The following is an 18225-nucleotide window of genomic DNA, read 5'->3' on the forward strand; positions in this document are numbered from 1 at the left end:
CGAAGCGACCGGGCGGCGAGCGGCTTGTATCTCGTGCTCGATTTCAAACAGCAGCGCGTATCCCTCATCGGCCTTGCCATTCGTATCCTGTTGATCGGCGGCAAACAGCGCCTTTGCGCGCGCCGCCAAGTCCAACAATCGCCCATAGCGTTCCTCGCCCAACTTCTTGCGAACGAGGCCGAATCCTTGCGTGAGCTTGTTGAATTCGCTGTCGATGTTGCGGTCGGGAAAGTCACCTAAATCATCAATGAAGGTCGGCGCGCCGAGGATCATCGATCCCAACGTATCATAAATCTCGCTGAGCGTTGAGGGGATGTACGGCTCCGGGTTGAAAAAGCGCGTCGCCGCTCGTCATCGGAAGCCTGAATCATGCCGCCCCTCGCTGCTTGCTACGGCGAGAACTTATGAGCAACATTCTCCAGCAAATCAATAATGCGTTCGGCTACTGACCGTCTTACGCAAGCGCAGGCGGAAGCATTGTCTCGATGGGTTGAATTTCACGAATGTGGTGCCCGGAAGAGGACTCGAACCTCCACGCCCTTGCGAGCGCCAGCACCTGAAGCTGGTGCGTCTACCAATTCCGCCATCCGGGCCCCAGAGACTTCCTCATCAGGTAGGCCGCGCGCTCTAGGGGACCCGGCTAGGGCTTGTCAATAATGCTCGCCGCCCGGTGGCAGCGTGCTTGCTGTTTCAGACGCGCGGCGGCATGGAGCGGGCATAATGCAGGCGCGGTGACGCGGATGAGGCGGATCATGAAGGACAGGCTGGTCACGCTGTTTGGCGGCGGCGGTTTTCTCGGGCGGTATATCGCGCAGGCGCTGCTCGGCGCGGGTGCGCGGGTGCGGATCGCCCAGCGCGACCCACAGGCGGCGCTCTATCTCAAGCCGCTCGGCGGGCTTGGCCAGACGCAATTCGTCGCTGCCGATATCCGCAAGCCCGACAGCGTCGCGCGCGCCGTCGATGGCGCCGACGCGGTGATCAATCTGGTCGGTATATTGACCGGCGACTTCGCCGCGTTCCACGTCGACGGCGCACGCCATGTCGCGACGGCGGCCGCATCGGCGGCGGTCGGCGCGCTGGTGCATCTGTCGGCGATCGGCGCCGATCCGCACTCGCCATCGGCCTATGGCCGTTCGAAGGGCGAAGGCGAGGCGGCGGTGCTTGAGGCTTATCCCGGCGCGATCCTCCTGCGCCCCTCGATCGTGTTCGGGCGCGAGGATCAGTTCGTCAACCGGTTCGCGTCGATGATCGCGGCGACGCCCGTGGTGCCGGTGCTGCGCGCCGGGACGCGGTTCCAGCCGGTCTATGTCGGCGACGTCGCTGCAGCGACGGCGGCGGCGCTGGCCGCGCCGGCGCGCTACGCGGGCAAGCGCCACGATCTGGGCGGCCCCGACGTCATCACGATGGGCGCGCTGGTCCGCTGGATCGCCGAGGCGACCGATCGATCGCCGCGAATCATCGATCTGCCCGATTCGATCGGGGCGATGATCGCGCGGATGGGATTCCTGCCGGGCGCGCCGATCACCTGGGACCAGTGGCTGATGCTGCAGAGCGACAACGTACTCGCGCCGGGCGAAGCCGGCCTCGCCGGCTTCGGGGTGGAACCGACGCCGCTGGCCGTCGTCGCGCCGGAATGGCTGGTGCGCTATCGGCCCCATGGGCGCTTCTCGACCGACGCGGCCTGATCGCCCGTTCAACCTTTCCGATCTGAATCATAGGGCGGCCGCGGCCGCGATGGGGGTACTTCGTGACCGATCTTCTCAGCATCATCCTGCTCGGCATCGTCGAGGGCGTGACCGAATTCCTGCCCGTCTCCTCGACCGGACATCTGATTCTCGCCGGGGCGCTGCTCGGCTATGACGATGCCCGCTGGCAATTGTTCAACATCGTCATCCAGCTCGGCGCGATTCTGGCGGTGGTGGTGCTCTATTGGCGGACCTTCTGGGCGGTGATGCTCGGGCTGCTCAAGCGCGACACCAATTCGGTGCGCTTCGTCCGTAACCTGCTGATCGCCTTCATGCCGGCCGTCGTGATCGGGCTCGCGCTTCGCAAGCAGATCGAAGCGCTGTTGCTCCAGCCGATCGTCGTGGCGATCGCCCTCGTCGTCGGCGGGGTAGCGATCCTCGTGATCGAGCGGCTCGCCAAGCCCGGCGAAACGGTCGGGGTCAGCGCGATTTCGGTGAAGACCTCGGCCGGAATCGGGCTGCTCCAGTGCCTTGCGATGATTCCGGGGGTGAGCCGCTCGGGCGCGACGATCCTCGGCGCGCTGTCGCTCGGGGTCGAGCGGCGGACGGCGGCCGAGTTCAGCTTCTTCCTCGCCATCCCGACCATGCTCGGAGCCAGCGTGCTCGAACTCATCAAGCATGGCGATACGCTCAAATCGGCCAACAGCATCGGCGTGACCGGCATCGCGATCGGCTTCGTTGTCGCGTTCATCGTCGCTCTGCTCGTGGTGCGCTGGTTCGTGGGCATCGTCGGCAAGCACGGCTTTGCCCCTTTTGCGTGGTACCGGATCGTCGTCGGCAGCGCCGCGCTTGTCTGGTTGCTGGCAAGATAGGGCCGTTACGGCCTCATGTAGTCGCTAGCCGGCGTGTCGATGACGCCCCTTAGCGTCTGTTCGATCTATATAGGGCATTATAGCTTCCCTAACGCAGCAAAACTGCGTGACTCCGCTCCCGGGCTGCACTAATGATGCGCGCGGAGGGACCATCATGGCGACCGAAGTGATGCTGCAATTTGTCGATACCGCGCAGGCCTATCCGGCCAAGCGCGCCGCCGAACTGCGCGCCGAGGATTTTCACGAGATCGCCCATCGCTATGCGCTCCCCGATGGCGAGGAACAGGCCGGGCGCTGCTCGCAATGCGGCGTGCCCTATTGCTCGGTGCATTGCCCGCTGCAAAACCATATCCCCGATTGGCTGCGGCTGACCGCCGAGGGGCGGCTGCGCGAGGCCTATGAAATCAGCAACGCGACCTCAACGATGCCCGAGATCTGCGGGCGGATCTGCCCGCAGGACCGGCTGTGCGAGGGCAATTGCGTGATCGAGGCGGCCGGGCACGGCGCGGTGACGATCGGCGCCGTCGAAAAATTCATCACCGACACCGCCTGGGACAATGGCTGGGTCGAGCCGCTGGTGCCGGGCCGCGCGCGCGGCCAATCGGTGGGGATCATCGGCGCCGGCCCGGCGGGGCTGTCGGCGGCAGAATATATGCGGCTGCTCGGCTATGAAGTCCATGTCTATGACCGGCATGATCGCGCGGGCGGGCTGCTCACCTATGGCATTCCGGGCTTCAAGCTCGAAAAGCCGGTGGTGATGCGCCGGATCGAGCGGCTCGCGGCCGGCGGGATCGTGTTCCACCAGGATTTCGAAGTCGGGCGCGATGCCAGCCTCGACGAGTTGCGCCGCCGCCACGACGCGGTGCTGATCGCGACCGGGGTGTACAAGCCGCGCGCGATCGACGTGGCCGGCACCGATCGGACCGGCGTGGTCGCCGCGCTCGACTATCTCACCGCCTCGAACCGCAAGGGCTTTGGCGATAGCGTCCCTGATTATGACGACGGCCGTCTCGATGCCGCCGGCAAGAACGTCGTCGTCATCGGCGGCGGCGATACCGCGATGGATTGCGTGCGCACCGCCATCCGGCAGGGGGCTGCCTCGGTCAAATGCCTCTATCGACGCGATCGCGCCAACATGCCCGGCAGCCAGCGCGAAGTCGCCAATGCCGAGGAGGAGGGGGTCGAGTTCGTATGGCTCGCCGCCCCGGCCAGCCTCGACGGATCGGGCGAGGGCGCGGTCGATACCGTCCGCGCGACACGGATGCGGCTCGGCGCGGCCGATTCGAGCGGGCGACGCGCCCCCGAACGCGATCCCGGCGGCGATTTCACGCTCGCCGCCGATCTGGTGATCAAGGCGCTCGGGTTCGATCCCGAAGATCTGCCGGTGCTGTTCGGCGCGACCGGCCTCGGCATCACCCGCTGGGGCACGGTGCGCACCGATGTGAAGACGATGATGACCAATCTCGACGGCGTGTTCGCGGCCGGCGACATCGTCCGCGGCGCGAGCCTCGTCGTCTGGGCGATCCGCGACGCCCGCGACGTCAGCGAACGGATGCACGCCTGGCTCAAGGTGAAGGCAGCGAGCGGGAGGCAGGCAGCGTGAGGCGGCTCTTGTTGATCTCGGCAGCGTGCCTGCTGCTCCCGACGGCAAGTCAGGCACAACAGCCCGCCCAGACGGCGCCCCAATCGCCATCGGCAGAGCGCCTTGCCATGGCCGCGAAACTGATCGAGGCGCTCCACATCGAGGCGCAATATGATCGGATCTTTCTGCAATTGATCCCGCTCCTGACGACGCAGCTGTTCGATTCGCTCAAAGACAATGTCAGAGTGTCGGGATCGCTTCGCGACAAGCTTGCCGACGCCGAGCAACTGGGTGCGGCCAAGCGCTACTTTGCGTCGGCGGCACTCACGGGCTTCAAGGATCGCTATCCTGCCCTGATTTCAGCCACCGCCAAGGAATATGCGGCCAGCTTCTCGCTCGACGAACTGAAAGGCCTCGTCGATTTTTATGCGACGCCGCTCGGGCAAAAAGCGTTGACGGCGCTCCCGGGAATCCAGCAGCGGCTCTATCCGATCGGCGTCAATGCAGGGCGCGAAGTTGGCATTGAGGCCATGCAGAAGACGATCGACCACATCGACCCCGCTGCCGATGAGGCCAAGTCATGAACCAAGCCATGAATCTGTCGGACCAACGCGAGCGCCTCGCGCGCGAGGGCATGTATCGCCCCGACTTCGAATCCGACGCGTGCGGTGTCGGCCTTGTCGCGGCGACCGATGGCAAGCCCAGCCGCCGCGTCGTCCAGTCGGCGATCGATGCCTTGAAGGCGGTGTGGCACCGTGGCGCGGTGGATGCGGATGGCAAGACCGGCGACGGCGCCGGGCTCCATGTCGATCTGCCGATCGCGTTCTTCGATGATGCCATCGCGATGTCGGGCCATCGGCCGATGCCCAATCGGCTCGCGGTCGGGATGATCTTCCTCCCGCGGACCGATCTCGGTGCGCAGGAGGCGTGCCGGACGATCGTCGAGAGCGCGATCATCGAGGAGGGCTATACCATTTACGGCTGGCGCCAGGTGCCGGTCGACGTCTCGGTGATCGGGCAAAAGGCGCAGGCGACGCGCCCCGAGATCGAGCAGATCATGATCGCCGGGCCAATGCCCGACGAACAGACGGCGGCGGAATTCGAAAAAAACCTCTATCTCGTCCGCCGCCGGATCGAAAAGCGCGTGATCGCGGCGCAGATCCAGGGCTTTTACGTCTGCTCGCTCAGCTGCCGCTCGATCATCTACAAGGGGCTTTTCCTCGCCGAATCACTGTCGGTCTTCTATCCCGATCTGCGTGACCCGCGCTTCGAGAGCCGCGTTGCGATCTTCCACCAGCGCTATTCGACCAACACCTTTCCGCAATGGTGGCTCGCGCAGCCGTTCCGCTGTCTTGCGCATAATGGCGAGATCAACACGATTCGCGGCAACAAGAACTGGATGCTCAGCCACGAGATCAAGATGGCGAGCCTTGCCTTCGGCGAGCATTCGGAGGACATCAAGCCGGTGATTCCGGCCGGCGCGAGCGACACCGCCGCGCTCGACGCGACCTTCGAGGCGATTTGCCGGTCGGGCCGCGACGCGCCGACCGCCAAGCTGATGCTGGTGCCCGAGGCCTGGCAGGAAAATGCCGAGATGCCGGCGGCGCATCTGGCGATGTACGAATATCTCGCGAGCGTGATGGAACCGTGGGACGGCCCCGCCGCGCTGGCAATGACCGATGGCCGCTGGGCGGTTGCGGGGATGGACCGCAATGCGCTGCGCCCCTTGCGCTACACCCGCACCAATGACGGGCTGCTGATCGTCGGTTCCGAAAGCGGCATGGTCGTCGTTCCCGAGACGACGATCATCGAAAAGGGACGGCTGGGCCCCGGCCAGATGATCGCGGTCGACCTCGACGAGGGACGGGTGCTCAACGACCGCGAGGTCAAGGACCGGATCGCCGGCGAGGTCGACTATGCCGCGATGGTCGGCGATTTCCTCACGATCGACGATCTCCCGGTGCCGCCCGGCGAGCCGGTGCGCCGCTATGAGCGCACCGAACTGATCCGGCGCCAGATCGCGGCCGGCCAGACGCTCGAGGACATGGAGTTGATCCTCGCGCCGCTGGTCGATCTCGGCAAGGAAGCGGTCGGCTCGATGGGGGACGATACCCCGCTCGCGGTGATTTCGGACAAGGCCCGGCTGATCAGCCAGTTTTTCCGCCAGAATTTCAGCCAGGTCACCAATCCGCCGATCGATCCGCTGCGCGAACGCCAGGTGATGACGCTCAAGACGCGGTTCGGCAATCTCGCCAACATCCTCGATCCGGCGGGGACGCCGGGCCGCGTGCTCGTACTCGATTCGCCGGTACTCACCTGTGCGGCCTGGGACCGGCTCAAGGCGCATTTCGGGCCCCACGCCGCCGAGATCGATTGCACCTTCGAAACGGGCGGTGGCGCCGAAACGCTGCGCGCGGCGATTCAGCGGATCCGCGCCCAGGCCGAACAGGCGGTGCGCGAGGGGCGGACCGATCTGTTCCTGTCCGACGAGGCGGTCGGCCCCGATCGGGTGGGCATCGCCGGTGTGCTCGCAGCCGCGGCGGTCCATACCCATCTCGTCCGCAAGGGGCTGCGCTCCTATGCCAGCGTCAACATCCGCACCGCCGAATGCCTCGATACGCATTATTATGCGGTGTTGATCGGCGTCGGCGCGACGACGGTGAACGCCTATCTCGCCGAAGCCGCGATCGCCGATCGCCATGCGCGCGGGCTGTTCGGCGATCTCGCGCTCGATAAGTGCCTCGTGCGCCACCGCACCGCGATCGAGGACGGTATCCTCAAGATCATGTCGAAAATGGGCATCGCGGTGATCTCGAGCTATCGCGGCGGCTATAATTTCGAGGCGGTCGGGCTCAGCCGCAGCCTCGTCAACGATCTTTTCCCCGGGATGCCCGCCAAGATATCGGGCGAGGGCTATGCCTCGCTCCATCTGAGCGCGATGCTGCGCCACGAAGCTGCCTACGACGGCCCGGTGACGACGCTACCGATCGGCGGCTTCTATCGGCAGCGGCTGGGCAGCGAGACCCACGCCTATTCGGCGCCGCTGATGCATCTGCTGCAGAACGCCGTCGCGACCGACAGCTATTCGACCTATCTGCAGTTTTCGCGCGGTGTGGCCGATCTGCCGCCGGTCTATCTGCGCGATCTGCTCCAGTTCAATTTCCCGGCGGAGGGCGTCGCGATCGATCAGGTCGAGGCGATCACCGAGATCAGGAAGCGCTTCATCACGCCGGGCATGTCGCTCGGTGCGCTGAGCCCCGAGGCGCACGAGACGCTGGCGATCGCGATGAACCGGATCGGCGCCAAGGCCGTCTCGGGCGAGGGCGGCGAGGATTCGTCGCGCTACACGCCCTATGAGAATGGCGACAATGCCAATTCGGTGATCAAGCAGATCGCCAGCGGGCGCTTCGGCGTGACGGCGGAATATCTCAACGCCTGCGACGAGATCGAGATCAAGGTCGCGCAAGGCGCAAAGCCCGGCGAGGGCGGCCAGTTGCCGGGGTTCAAGGTCACCGAATTCATCGCCAAGTTGCGCCACGCGACTCCGGGCGTCTCGCTGATCAGCCCGCCGCCGCACCACGACATCTATTCGATCGAGGATCTCGCCCAGCTGATCTACGATCTCAAGCAGATCAATCCGGTCGCGCGCGTCTGCGTCAAGCTCGTCTCGTCGGCGGGAATCGGCACCGTCGCGGCGGGCGTCGCCAAGGCGCATGCCGATGTCATCCTGATCTCGGGCAATGTCGGCGGCACCGGCGCGAGCCCGCAGACGAGCATCAAATATGCCGGCACCCCCTGGGAGATGGGGCTCTCCGAAGTCAATCAGGTGCTCACCCTCAACGGCCTGCGGCACCGCATCAAGCTGCGGACCGACGGGGGCTTGCGCACCGGACGCGACATCGTCATCGCCGCGATCCTCGGCGCCGAGGAATTCGGCATCGGCACGCTCTCGCTCGTCGCGATGGGCTGCATCATGGTCCGCCAGTGCCATTCGAACACCTGCCCGGTCGGCGTCTGCACCCAGGACGAGCGGCTGCGCGCGAAATTCGGCGGGTCGCCCGAAAAGGTGATCAACCTGATGACCTTCATTGCCGAGGAGGTGCGCGACATCCTTGCACGGCTCGGCGTGCGCAGCCTCGACGAAATCATCGGCCGCACCGAACTGCTCCGCCAGGTCAGCCGCGGCGCCGAGCACCTCGACGACCTCGATCTCAACCCGATCCTCGCCAAGGTCGATGCCGATGACGATCAGCGCCGGTCGAGCTTGAAGGGCGGGCGCAACGAAGTCCCCGACAGCCTCGACGCGCAGATGATCCGCGATGCGGCGGCGGTTTTTTCGCGCGGCGAGAAGATGCAGCTCACCTATTCGGTCCGCAACACCCACCGCGCGGTCGGCACCCGGCTGTCGAGCGAGGTGACGCGCACCTTCGGCATGTCGAAGCTCGCCGACGATCATGTCCACGTCCGGCTGCGCGGCTCCGCGGGGCAATCGCTCGGCGCATTCCTGTGCAAGGGGATCACGCTCGAAGTGTTCGGCGACGCCAACGACTATGTCGGCAAGGGGCTGTCGGGCGGCATTATCGCGGTCCGCCCCGTGGTGAGCTCGACGCTCGCGAGCCAGGCCAACACGATCATCGGCAACACGGTGCTCTACGGCGCGACCTCGGGCCAGCTCTATGCCGCAGGCCAGGCGGGCGAGCGCTTCGCAGTCCGCAATTCGGGCGCGCACGTCGTCGTCGAGGGCTGCGGCGCCAATGGCTGCGAATATATGACCGGCGGCATCGCCGTCGTGCTCGGCGAGGTCGGCGCCAATTTCGGTGCCGGGATGAGCGGCGGCATGGCCTTCGTCTATGATCCCGGCGGCAGCTTCGAGCGTCGCGCCAATCCCGACAGCATCGTCTGGCAACGGCTCGCCTCGGCGCATTGGGAAGCGGTGCTGTTCAACCTGATTCGCGCGCAGCACGAGGCGACCGACAGCAAATGGTCGGCGATGCTGATCGAGGAATGGCCGCGCGTCGCCGGGCAATTCTGGCAGGTGGTCCCCAAGGAGATGCTCACCCGGCTGCCGCACGCGCTCGACGACCGGGTCGAACTGGTCGCCGCCGAATAGCCGCCCCGAACGACCTCCCGGGGCGCGGGGCGGATTCGATCGCGTCGATTTGGCGATCCGCCGGATTTCACGACCGATCGGCTTTACGCGCGGGGCCCGCGCGCTAAGAGTCGCCGGCATGTGGCATCTTCATCAGTTCGCGCTCTGCCCCTTTTCGCGCAAGGTCCGCCTGTTGCTCGGCGAAAAGGGCGTCGGCTATGATCTCAAGCCCGAATCGCCATGGCTTCGGCGCGACGAATTTCTCGACATGAATCCTGCCGGGCAGACCCCGGTGATGACCGAGGCCGAGCGCGGGCTGTTGCTGATCGATTCGATGGCGATCTGCGAATATTTCGAGGAAACGGTCGACAAGGCGGCGATGATCAACGGTACCGCCGCCAACCGCGCCGAAACGCGCCGGCTGGTCGCGTGGTTCGACACCCAATTCTACCGCGACATCACCGCCCCCCTGCTGCTCGAACGCATGGAGAAACGCATCGTCAGCCGCGCCGCGCCCGATGCGAGGGCGCTGCGCGAGGCGATGAAGGCCGCCGTCGGCCATCTCGACTACACCGATTTCCTGCTCGATCACCGCACCTGGCTCGGCGGATCGACGATGGGGCTCGCCGATCTTGCTGCGGCGGCGCAGATCTCGGTCGCCGATTATCTCGGCGGGATCGACTGGAAGGGGCATGAGCAGACCGCACGCTGGTATCGCGGCTTCAAGAGCCGTCCGAGCTTCCGCCCCTTGCTCTCCGAACGGATGGCGGGGATCGTGCCACCCAAACATTATGACGATGTGGACTTCGACTTCTGATGCATCTGGTGCCCGATCCCGAGGCGGCGGCCAGCGCGACGGTCGCCTTCGATGATTGGCTGCGCGTCGATATCCGGGTCGGCACGATCGTCGAGGCGCTGCCTTTTCCGCAGGCGCGCAAGCCCGCCTACAAGCTGCTGATCGATTTCGGGCCGGTGATCGGGATCAAGCGCTCGTCGGCGCAGATCACCGACCGACATGCGCTGGCGGATCTGCCGGGCACGCAGGTCGCCGCCGTCGTCAATTTCCCGCCGCGCCAGATCGGCCCGTTCGTGTCCGAGGTGCTGACGCTGGGCTTTCCCGATGGCGACGGCAAGGTCGTCCTGATCGGCCCGAGCGCGCCGGTGCCGAACGGCGGCCGGCTGTTCTGATCAGCCTTCGAGGCTGCGCGACGCCTGCTCGAACATGTCCTTCGACACGCCCGGCGCTGCCAATATCCGTTCGAGTTCGGCGCGCATCTGCGCGGCGCGATCGGGGGTGAAGCGCTTCCAGCGGCCGAGCGGCGGCAGCAGCTTGGCAGCGGTCTGCGGGTTGAGCTTGTCGAGCGCGATCAGCTGATCGGCAAGGAAGCGATAGCCGATGCCGTCGCCGAGATGGAAGGCGCGCTGGTTGACGCTGAACGCCCCCACCAGCGCGCGCGCGCGATTGGGGTTGGCGAGCGTGAAATCCCGGTGGCGGGCGAGCTCCATCACGATCTCGGGGGTATCCTCGCGGCTCGACAGCGCCTGGGTCGAGAACCATTTGTCGAGCACGAGCGCATTGTCCGAATAGCGATTGTAGAAGATGTCGAGCGCCGCCACCCGGGTGTTCGAATTGCCGTTGACGAGCGTCGTCAGCGCGCCCTGGCGATCGGTCATGTTGTCGGCGGCTTCGAATTGCTGAAAGGCAAGCTCGTGCGCATCGCCCGCGCCGCTGGCGGCGATATAGCCGAGCGCAACCGATTTGAGCCGGCGCAGGCCCTTGGCGACCGGCGAATATTCGAACGGCCCGGCGGCGCGCGCCTGGGCATAGGCATCGCGCCACTGCTGCTCGAGCGCCTTGCCGAGATCGCGCCGCAGCGAATCGCGCGCACGAAAGATCGCCTCGGGATCGACGACGGCCAACTGATCGCCGATGAAACTGTCCGACGGCAGCAGCACCGCTTCGGCGACGAAGGCGCGGTCGAGCGCCTGATTGTCGAGCGTCGTCGCGACCGCCGCGATCACCGCGGCGTGATCGGCCTGGCCCCGGGTGACGCTCTCGACCAACGTGTCGAGCATCAGCTGCTGCATCGCCTCGTAGCGCGCGAACGGATCATCGTCATGCGCCGAGAGCAGCGCGAGATCGGCGGCGGTACGGTTGGTGTCGATGATCACCGGCGCCGAGAACTGGCGATTGATCGAGAGCAAAGCCGGTTCGGGCAGCCCCTCGAAAGCAATTTCCGCACTGGCGTCGGTGAGCATCACCAGCCGCTCGTCGCCCATCGGCTGGCCGGTGCGCGCGCCGAACAGCTTGATCCGGATCGGCAGCACCATCGGCGCCTTGGTCGGCTGGCCCGGGGTCGCGGGGATTTGCTGGGCTAGCTGGAGCAAGGCGCGGTCGCTGCCCGGGGTCTGGCTGAGCGTTGCGGTGACCCGCGGGGTGCCGGCCTGGCTGTACCACAGCCGGAACTGGGTAAAATCGACGCCGCCGCCCTCTTCCATGCAGGCTACGAAATCCTCGCAGGTCGCTGCCGTGCCGTCGAACCGATCGAAATACAGGTCGCTCCCGGCCCGGAACCGCGTCGGCCTGAGGATCGTCGCCATCATCCGGATGACTTCGGCGCCCTTGTTGTAGATCGTCGCGGTATAGAAATTCGAAATCTCGATATAGCTTTCGGGGCGCACCGGATGGGCCAGCGGACCGGCGTCCTCGGGAAACTGCGCCGCGCGCAGGCCCCGGACATCCTCGATCCGCTTGACCGCCGCCGATCCCTGGTCGGCCGAAAAGCTCTGGTCGCGAAAAACCGTGAAGCCTTCCTTGAGGCTCAGCTGGAACCAGTCGCGGCAGGTGACGCGATTGCCCGACCAGTTATGAAAATATTCGTGCGCGACGACCGCCGAGATGGCGTCGAAATCATAATCGGTCGCAGTATCGGGATCGGCGAGGATGTAGCGCGAGTTGAAGATGTTGAGGCCCTTGTTCTCCATCGCCCCGAAATTGAAATCATCGACCGCGACGATGTTGAACACATCGAGATCATATTCACGGCCATAGACCTGTTCGTCCCACGCCATTGCGGTCTTGAGCGCCTCGAGCGCATGGCCAGTCTTGGCGAGATCGCGCGCGCGGACCCAAATGCCGAGCGACACCTCGCGCCCCGACATCGTCGTGAAAGTCGCGCGATTGGCGACGAGATCGCCGGCGACCATCGCGAAAAGATAGCAGGGCTTGGGGAACGGATCATGCCATTCGGCCCAGTGCCGCCCGCCCTCGAGATCGCCCGAGCCGACCGGATCGCCATTGGCGAGCAGCACCGGATAGCGCGCCTTGTCGGCGGCCATCCGTACCCGGTACCGCGATAGCACGTCGGGGCGATCGGGGAAGAAAGTGATCCGACGAAAGCCCTCGGCTTCGCACTGGGTGCACAGCAGGCCGCCCGAGGCATAGAGCCCCATCAGCTGGGTATTGCGATCGGGCGCAAGGACGACCTCGGTCTCGACGACATGGCAGGCACCGGCGAGCGGCACGACCAGCGTGTTGCCGTCCATCGACCAGCGATCGGTCGGCGTCCCGTCGATGCGCACCGTCACCGGGCGCTGGCCGCCGCCATCGAGCCGCAGCGGCCCGGCGTCGGGCGCGTTGCGCTCGACCGTCAGCCGCGCATGTACGCGAGTCGCTGCGGCATCGAGATCGACATCGAGCGCGATCGCGGGCACCCGCCAGTCGGGCGCGCGATAGGCGTCGCGACGCGTGACGACGGGCTGGGCGAGGGCGGCATTTACATCAAGCATCTGGGCCAGATAGGGTTGGGCGGTCTGGTGTGCCACTGAATTCGTACACCCGGCACGCGGTCTAGACGATGCTACGCCGATCGCGTCGATCCGAAAAGGGCAAGCATGAGCGACCTGTTGATCTTCGGCCTCGGCTATTCGGCGCAGCGGATCGCCGTGCGTCTCAAAGCGCGGGGCTGGCGCGTCACCGGCACCAGCCGCAGCGGCGACAACGGCACGCTCCGGTTCGAGGCGACCGATGACGTGCTCGCCGCGATCGCGCGCGCGACCCACATTCTGTCGTCGGTGCCGCCGGGCGACGCTGGCAGCGATCCGGTGCTGCTGCGTTACGGAGCGGCGCTGCGCGATCGCGGCCTGTGGCTCGGCTATCTCTCGTCGACCGGCGTCTACGGCGACGTCGCCGGCGCCTGGGTCGACGAACAGAGCCCGCTTGCCGGGCGGCGCGGCGAGCGCGTCGCCGCCGATCAGGCCTGGCTTGCGTTGGGGGCGCGGGTGTTTCGGCTGCCGGGGATCTATGGCCCGGGCCGCTCGGCGCTCGACCGCGTCGCCGGGGGGCGGGGCCACCGGATCGACCTGCCGGGTCAGGTGTTCAGCCGCGTCCATGTCGACGATATCGCGCGCGGGGTGATCGCCGGGTTCGCCGGACCGCCGGGCGCGTATAATCTCGGCGACGATGCGCCCTGCAGCCAGAATGACGTGATCGATTTCGCCTGCCGGCTGCTCGGACAATCCCCGCCGCCGCTGATGACGATGGACGAGGCCGGGCTATCGCCAATGGCGCGCGGCTTTTATGCCGAGAACCGCCGCGTTGCGAACGGCAAGGCCAGGCGCCTGCTCGGCTGGCAGCCGCGCTACCGCGATTATCGCGCCGGTCTGCGCGCCCTCAGGGCGATCACCAGCCCCAGCATCGTCAGCGCCGCCCCCGCCGCCGCGAGCAACGACCAGCGATAGCCTTCGAACACCGTCGACAGCAGCATCGCGATGATCGGGATGATCACGCTCGAATAGGCGGCCTTGGCCGCGCCGATCACCCGCAGGATGCCGAAATAGAGCGTGAAGGCGATCGCCGACGCCATCACCCCCAGATAGAGAAGACCGAGCAGATAGGCGGGACGCAGCTCGATCACCGGCGGCCCGCTCAGCCGCCAGGCGAGGAGCGCGTCGAGCCCCGCGCCGATCAGCATCGCGATGCCGAGCGTCGGGATCATCGGGTAGCGCTTCGCGGTCTCGGTGCCCTGAAGGATATTGGCGACCGATGCCGACAGCACCGCCAGCATCGTGATGCCGATCCCCAGCAGCGTCTCGCCGGGGCCGTTGGGATCGGCGCGCGCCTCATGGACGAACAACAGCCCGACCCCGGCCATCGCCACCGCCGAGCCGACCAGCAACTGGCGCCCGAGCCGTTGCCCCAGAAAGAGCCGCGCGAACACGGCATTGGGGATCAGCAACAGCGCAAACACCACCGCCACCAGCCCCGAGGTGATATGCGCCTCGGCGCGGTAGACCAGATTGAAATTGCCGAAGAACTGAAACAGCGCGATCGCGCCGGCAAAGCCCCAGCCGCGCGCGTCGAGCCGCACCCGTTCGCCCCGGACGACCGCATAGCAAAGCATCACCACCCCACCGATCGCGAACCGATAAGCGACCGACCAGCTCGGCGGCACGATCCCCAGTTGGTCGCGGATCACGAGCCAGGTCGATCCCCAGATCAGCGTGACGATCCCGAACGGAATCAGGATCGCCAGCCGCGCCGATTGCGGGGCGGCAGCGTCGCTCACCGGGAAGAGCTCACGAGGCGTGGCTCATTGGGCGCACAGGGCGGCGATCGCGTCGGCGAGCGGCGCGATTTCGGCCTCGCCCTGGCTCCACGAGATCACCAGCCGCGCCTCGCCCGGCCCCCAATCGTAGAAATCGAAACCGGCGGCGCGCAACCGCGCGGCCTCGTCGGGGGTGACGCGCAAAAACACCTCGTTCGCCTCGACCGGATGGATCAGCCGATCGCCGGCGGCCCGGGCGAGCATCGCCGCGCCCGCATTGGCGATCCGCGCGTTGCGCCGCCAGACGTCGTCGTCGAGCATCGCGTGGATTTGCGCGGCGAGATAGCGCCCTTTCGACAGGAGCATGCCTGCGCGCTTGCGACGCTGGCGTGTCCCTTCGGCGAGCGCTGTATCGAAGAACACGAGCAGCTCGGCGGTCATCCCGCCATTCTTGATGAAGCCGAAGCTCAGCGCATCGACCCCGGCGCGCCAGGTGAGCTCGGCGGGGGTGCAGCCGAGATGGACGACGGCATTGGCGAAGCGCGCGCCGTCCATATGCAGATGCAGTCCGCGCGCCCGGGCGAGGGCGCCGATCGCCGCGACGTCGCCGGGGGTATAGACGCGGCCATATTCGGTCGCATTGGTGATCGAGATCGCGTGCGGCTGGACCCGGTGCACGTCGTTGACGATGCCATCGAGCAGCGCGGTGACGCTGCCGGGGGTCAGCTTGGCGCCGTCGCCCTCGGCGAGCAGCAATTTGGCGCCATGGGTGAAGAATTCGGGCGCGCCACCCTCGTCATTCTGGATATGCGCGTCCCGGTGGCAGACGATACCACCATAAGGCGGGCACATCGCCGCGAGCGCAAGGCAATTGGCCGCAGTTCCCGAAGGCAGCCAGAAGGCGCGCACCTCGGTTTCGAATAGCGCCGAAACGCGTTCGTCGAGCGCCGTGCTCCAGCCATCGCCATCATAGGCGGTGTCGAGGCCATTGGCGGCAGCCAGCGACGCGAGTACCTCTGGGCAGGCGGGGGCGGCATTATCGGAAAAGAAGCGCATGTTCGCCCCTTGCGGGCGCGGCGCCGCGACGTCAACCAGCCGCGCGCACGGTCATTGTGGTGGGCGCGGCGGGCGGTCGCGCGGCTCGGGCGGCGGCGGCCCCGGCTCGCGCGGGACGCGATTGACCGAAAGCGTGCCGTCGCGCCCGAGCTTGAGATCGAGGCCGAAACCGCTGAGTGACCCTTCGATGCCGATCCCGCCATTGTCGCCCCTGCCGGTATCGCCCGGATCACCCGAATCGCCGACATCGCCGGGATCGTCAGGCGCGACGCCCTCCGGCTGATCGATCGCGTCGGGATCGACCGCCGGCGCGCGCACCGCCGCCCCGACGCCGAGCGCGCTGCCCATGAAATCGCGCCAGATTCGCGCCGGGATGCCGCCCCCCGACAACCCCGGATTGGGCGAATTATCGTCATTGCCCACCCACACCCCCACGACCAGATCCTCGGCAAATCCCATGAACAGCGCATCGCGATTGTCCTGGCTGGTGCCCGTCTTGCCATAGCTGTCGATCGACAGCGCCGCCTGCCGCCCGGTCCCCGTCTCGACCGACGCGGCGAGCAGGTCGAGCATTTCGTCATGGATGCGCTCGCCGAACGGATGATCGCGATCGCCGAGCGCCTCGATCCAGCCGCGCTCGCGCTCGGCGGTCAGGCCATGCGGGCGGACCGGATAGCGATCGGCGGCGATCGCGGCATAAGCGGCGGTCAGCTCGAGCAGCGAACTGCTCGCGGTACCGAGCGCGATCGTCGCTTCATTGGGCAGATCGGTCGAGATCCCGAGATCGCGCGCCGCGCGAATGACGTTCCTGACGCCGACCTTCTGGGTCAACCGCGCCGCGGCGACATTGCTCGATCGCGCGAACGCCTCACGCAGCGTGATCGCGCCCCGATAACGCCCGTCGCTGTTGCGGGGCGACCAGTTACCGACCGTCACCGGCGAATCGTCGACGATCGAGTCGGGCGTCAGTCCGCTGCGCAGCGCGGCGAGATAGACGAACAGCTTGAACGCCGATCCGGGCTGGCGGCGCGCCTGGGTCGCCCGGTTGAACGGGCTGTCGGCATAGGATTTACCGCCGACCATCGCGACGATCCGACCATCGGGGCGCATCGCGACCAGCGCGACCTGTGCTTTCTTCAGGCCGGCGCGGCGCACCGCGCGTTCGGCGGCGCGCTGGAGCCGGGCGTCGAGCGTCGTCGTCACCCGTGTCTCGGTGCTGATCGCGCCGGCCTGGTCGCGCGCGGCGGGCAGCACCCAATCGGCGAAATAGGTGCCATCGGGCAGCTGCCTTACGCGATCGGGGCGCAGCCGCGCGGGCGAGACATCGGCGGCCTCGGCCTTGGAGAGGAATCCGCCGCGCACCATCGCCCCGACCACCACCGCCTGGCGCGCCCGCGCGCCGGAAAGATTGCCGGTCGGCGCCAGCCGCGACGGCGCCTTGACGAGCCCTGCGAGCATCGCCGCCTGGCCGATGCTCAGCCGATCGGGGGTGGTGCTGAAATAATGTTTCGCAGCGGCGCTCAGGCCATAAACATTGTCGCCGAAATAGACGTTCGACAGATAGCGCGACAAGATCTCGTTCTTGGTCAGCCAGGCTTCGAGCCAGAAGGCGATCAGCGCCTCGCGCAATTTGCGTCCGGCGGTGCGATCCGAATCGAGAAAGGCGTTCTTGGCGAGTTGCTGGGTGATCGTGCTGCCGCCCTCGCGCAGCCCGCCGGCGGCCAGATTGTGAAGCATCGCCCGGGTGATTCCCCACGGATCGACCCCCCAATGGCTGAAGAAGCGCCGGTCCTCGATCGCCAGAAACGCCTGAGTCACGTGCGGCGGCAGCGTCGCTGCATCGACCGGCTTGCCGATCGTCGCGCCGCGCCGGGCGATCGGCGTGCCATCGGCGGCGAGCAGGGTGATACTCGGCGGGGTCAGCGGTTCGAGCGATTTCGACAGCGGCGCGGTGAAGATCAGCCAGCCGATCGCGATCATCACGAGCATCACCACCGCCGCAAGTCCGCGCACCACCCAGCGCCAGCGGCTCGGGCGCCACGCGACCGGCAAATTGCTCGAATATGGGCCGGGCGCGGGCGGGTCTTCGTCGTCCCAGGCGTCATCGTCACGATCACGGGCCCCGTGGTACCAGCCACGCTGGTCGGCGTCCGCTTCATCGGGGTACCGCCGCCGATGGCCATCGGGGGGTGGCAAGCCCCCGGTCAGTTCGAGCGGATCGTCGGCCTCGCGCGGCGCAAATCCGCCGGGGCGCCGATCAAACGGTCCTGAACGCATAGCTTCGATCCGCCCGACAGGAATCCAGCCACTGTATTATCTCAACAATACAGCAAAGGCAATGCCGGACGATTTGGGCAGTGGACGCGCGCGCGCTGGTCATGCACATCGACGTAGC

At 66.7% G+C, this 18225-nt stretch carries 13 protein-coding genes and 1 tRNA gene; 9 read left to right on the forward strand and 5 right to left on the reverse strand.

Features of this window, described 5'->3' with window-relative positions:
* Positions 1-24: 24 nt before the first annotated feature.
* Positions 25-240: a hypothetical protein gene (locus B7Y43_RS00255; RefSeq protein ID WP_374129607.1), complete on the forward strand. Its 216-nt coding sequence runs from the start codon at positions 25-27 to the stop codon at positions 238-240.
* 266 nt (positions 241-506) lie between these two features.
* Here the strand turns inward: B7Y43_RS00255 and B7Y43_RS00260 are convergent.
* A tRNA-Leu gene (locus B7Y43_RS00260) sits at positions 507-593 on the reverse strand.
* A 159-nt stretch (positions 594-752) separates the two neighbouring features.
* Between B7Y43_RS00260 and B7Y43_RS00265 the strand changes: the two genes are divergently transcribed.
* The 7 genes from B7Y43_RS00265 (at position 753) to B7Y43_RS00295 (ending at position 10416) form a co-directional block, all read left to right on the forward strand.
* Complete coding sequence (locus B7Y43_RS00265; protein WP_374129608.1) at positions 753-1685, forward strand: complex I NDUFA9 subunit family protein; 933 nt, start codon at positions 753-755, stop codon at positions 1683-1685.
* A gap of 62 nt (positions 1686-1747) precedes the next feature.
* Positions 1748-2557, forward strand: coding sequence for an undecaprenyl-diphosphate phosphatase (locus B7Y43_RS00270; RefSeq protein WP_374129609.1), 810 nt, complete (start codon positions 1748-1750; stop codon positions 2555-2557).
* Positions 2558-2711: 154 nt separating this feature from the next.
* Positions 2712-4160: an NAD(P)-dependent oxidoreductase gene (locus tag B7Y43_RS00275; RefSeq protein ID WP_374129610.1), complete on the forward strand. Its 1449-nt coding sequence runs from the start codon at positions 2712-2714 to the stop codon at positions 4158-4160.
* A 107-nt stretch (positions 4161-4267) separates the two neighbouring features.
* Positions 4268-4723, forward strand: a complete 456-nt coding sequence (locus tag B7Y43_RS00280) for a DUF2059 domain-containing protein (protein ID WP_374129611.1) — start codon at positions 4268-4270, stop codon at positions 4721-4723.
* Positions 4720-9249 (forward strand): glutamate synthase large subunit, encoded by a 4530-nt coding sequence (gene gltB / locus B7Y43_RS00285; RefSeq protein WP_374129612.1) that lies wholly within the window; start codon positions 4720-4722, stop codon positions 9247-9249. Before B7Y43_RS00280 ends, gltB begins: the two co-directional genes overlap by 4 nt.
* A 118-nt stretch (positions 9250-9367) precedes the next feature.
* The gene (locus B7Y43_RS00290) at positions 9368-10045 is read left to right on the forward strand and encodes a glutathione S-transferase family protein (RefSeq protein ID WP_374129613.1); all 678 of its coding nucleotides are present in this window, start codon (positions 9368-9370) and stop codon (positions 10043-10045) included.
* Positions 10045-10416, forward strand: coding sequence for a tRNA-binding protein (locus B7Y43_RS00295; RefSeq protein ID WP_374129614.1), 372 nt, complete (start codon positions 10045-10047; stop codon positions 10414-10416). The genes B7Y43_RS00290 and B7Y43_RS00295 overlap by 1 nt, the downstream gene beginning before the upstream one ends.
* On the opposite strand, the gene pepN is transcribed toward B7Y43_RS00295, so the two are convergent.
* Positions 10417-13017 (reverse strand): M1 family metallopeptidase, encoded by a 2601-nt coding sequence (pepN, locus tag B7Y43_RS00300; RefSeq protein WP_374129789.1) that lies wholly within the window; start codon positions 13015-13017, stop codon positions 10417-10419.
* Positions 13018-13122: 105 nt separating this feature from the next.
* Between pepN and B7Y43_RS00305 the strand changes: the two genes are divergently transcribed.
* Complete coding sequence (locus B7Y43_RS00305) at positions 13123-13968, forward strand: NAD(P)-dependent oxidoreductase (protein ID WP_374129615.1); 846 nt, start codon at positions 13123-13125, stop codon at positions 13966-13968.
* Here the strand turns inward: B7Y43_RS00305 and B7Y43_RS00310 are convergent.
* From B7Y43_RS00310 to B7Y43_RS00320, 3 genes are read right to left on the reverse strand one after another with little or no spacing between them, the layout of a single operon-like run.
* Positions 13878-14795, reverse strand: coding sequence for a DMT family transporter (locus tag B7Y43_RS00310; RefSeq protein WP_374129616.1), 918 nt, complete (start codon positions 14793-14795; stop codon positions 13878-13880). The two genes, B7Y43_RS00305 and B7Y43_RS00310, sit on opposite strands and share 91 nt — an antisense overlap.
* 24 nt (positions 14796-14819) lie before the next feature.
* Positions 14820-15830, reverse strand: coding sequence for a low specificity L-threonine aldolase (locus tag B7Y43_RS00315; RefSeq protein ID WP_374129617.1), 1011 nt, complete (start codon positions 15828-15830; stop codon positions 14820-14822).
* 51 nt (positions 15831-15881) lie between these two features.
* A complete protein-coding gene (locus tag B7Y43_RS00320; protein WP_374129618.1) occupies positions 15882-18107 on the reverse strand; it encodes a transglycosylase domain-containing protein in 2226 nt (741 codons plus the stop codon).
* Positions 18108-18225: the final 118 nt, after the last annotated feature.

Source organism: Sphingomonas sp. 28-62-20, assembly GCF_002281505.1.

Coding starts and splice junctions, on each gene's coding strand:
- B7Y43_RS00265 (WP_374129608.1), top strand. CDS start 753: ATGAAGGACAGGCTGGTCACGCTGTTTGGCGGCGGCGGTTTTCTCGGG.
- B7Y43_RS00275 (WP_374129610.1), top strand. CDS start 2,712: ATGGCGACCGAAGTGATGCTGCAATTTGTCGATACCGCGCAGGCCTAT.
- B7Y43_RS00280 (WP_374129611.1), top strand. CDS start 4,268: ATGGCCGCGAAACTGATCGAGGCGCTCCACATCGAGGCGCAATATGAT.
- gltB (WP_374129612.1), top strand. CDS start 4,720: ATGAACCAAGCCATGAATCTGTCGGACCAACGCGAGCGCCTCGCGCGC.
- B7Y43_RS00290 (WP_374129613.1), top strand. CDS start 9,368: ATGTGGCATCTTCATCAGTTCGCGCTCTGCCCCTTTTCGCGCAAGGTC.
- B7Y43_RS00295 (WP_374129614.1), top strand. CDS start 10,045: ATGCATCTGGTGCCCGATCCCGAGGCGGCGGCCAGCGCGACGGTCGCC.
- pepN (WP_374129789.1), bottom strand. CDS start 13,017: ATGCTTGATGTAAATGCCGCCCTCGCCCAGCCCGTCGTCACGCGTCGC.
- B7Y43_RS00305 (WP_374129615.1), top strand. CDS start 13,123: ATGAGCGACCTGTTGATCTTCGGCCTCGGCTATTCGGCGCAGCGGATC.
- B7Y43_RS00315 (WP_374129617.1), bottom strand. CDS start 15,830: ATGCGCTTCTTTTCCGATAATGCCGCCCCCGCCTGCCCAGAGGTACTC.
- B7Y43_RS00320 (WP_374129618.1), bottom strand. CDS start 18,107: ATGCGTTCAGGACCGTTTGATCGGCGCCCCGGCGGATTTGCGCCGCGC.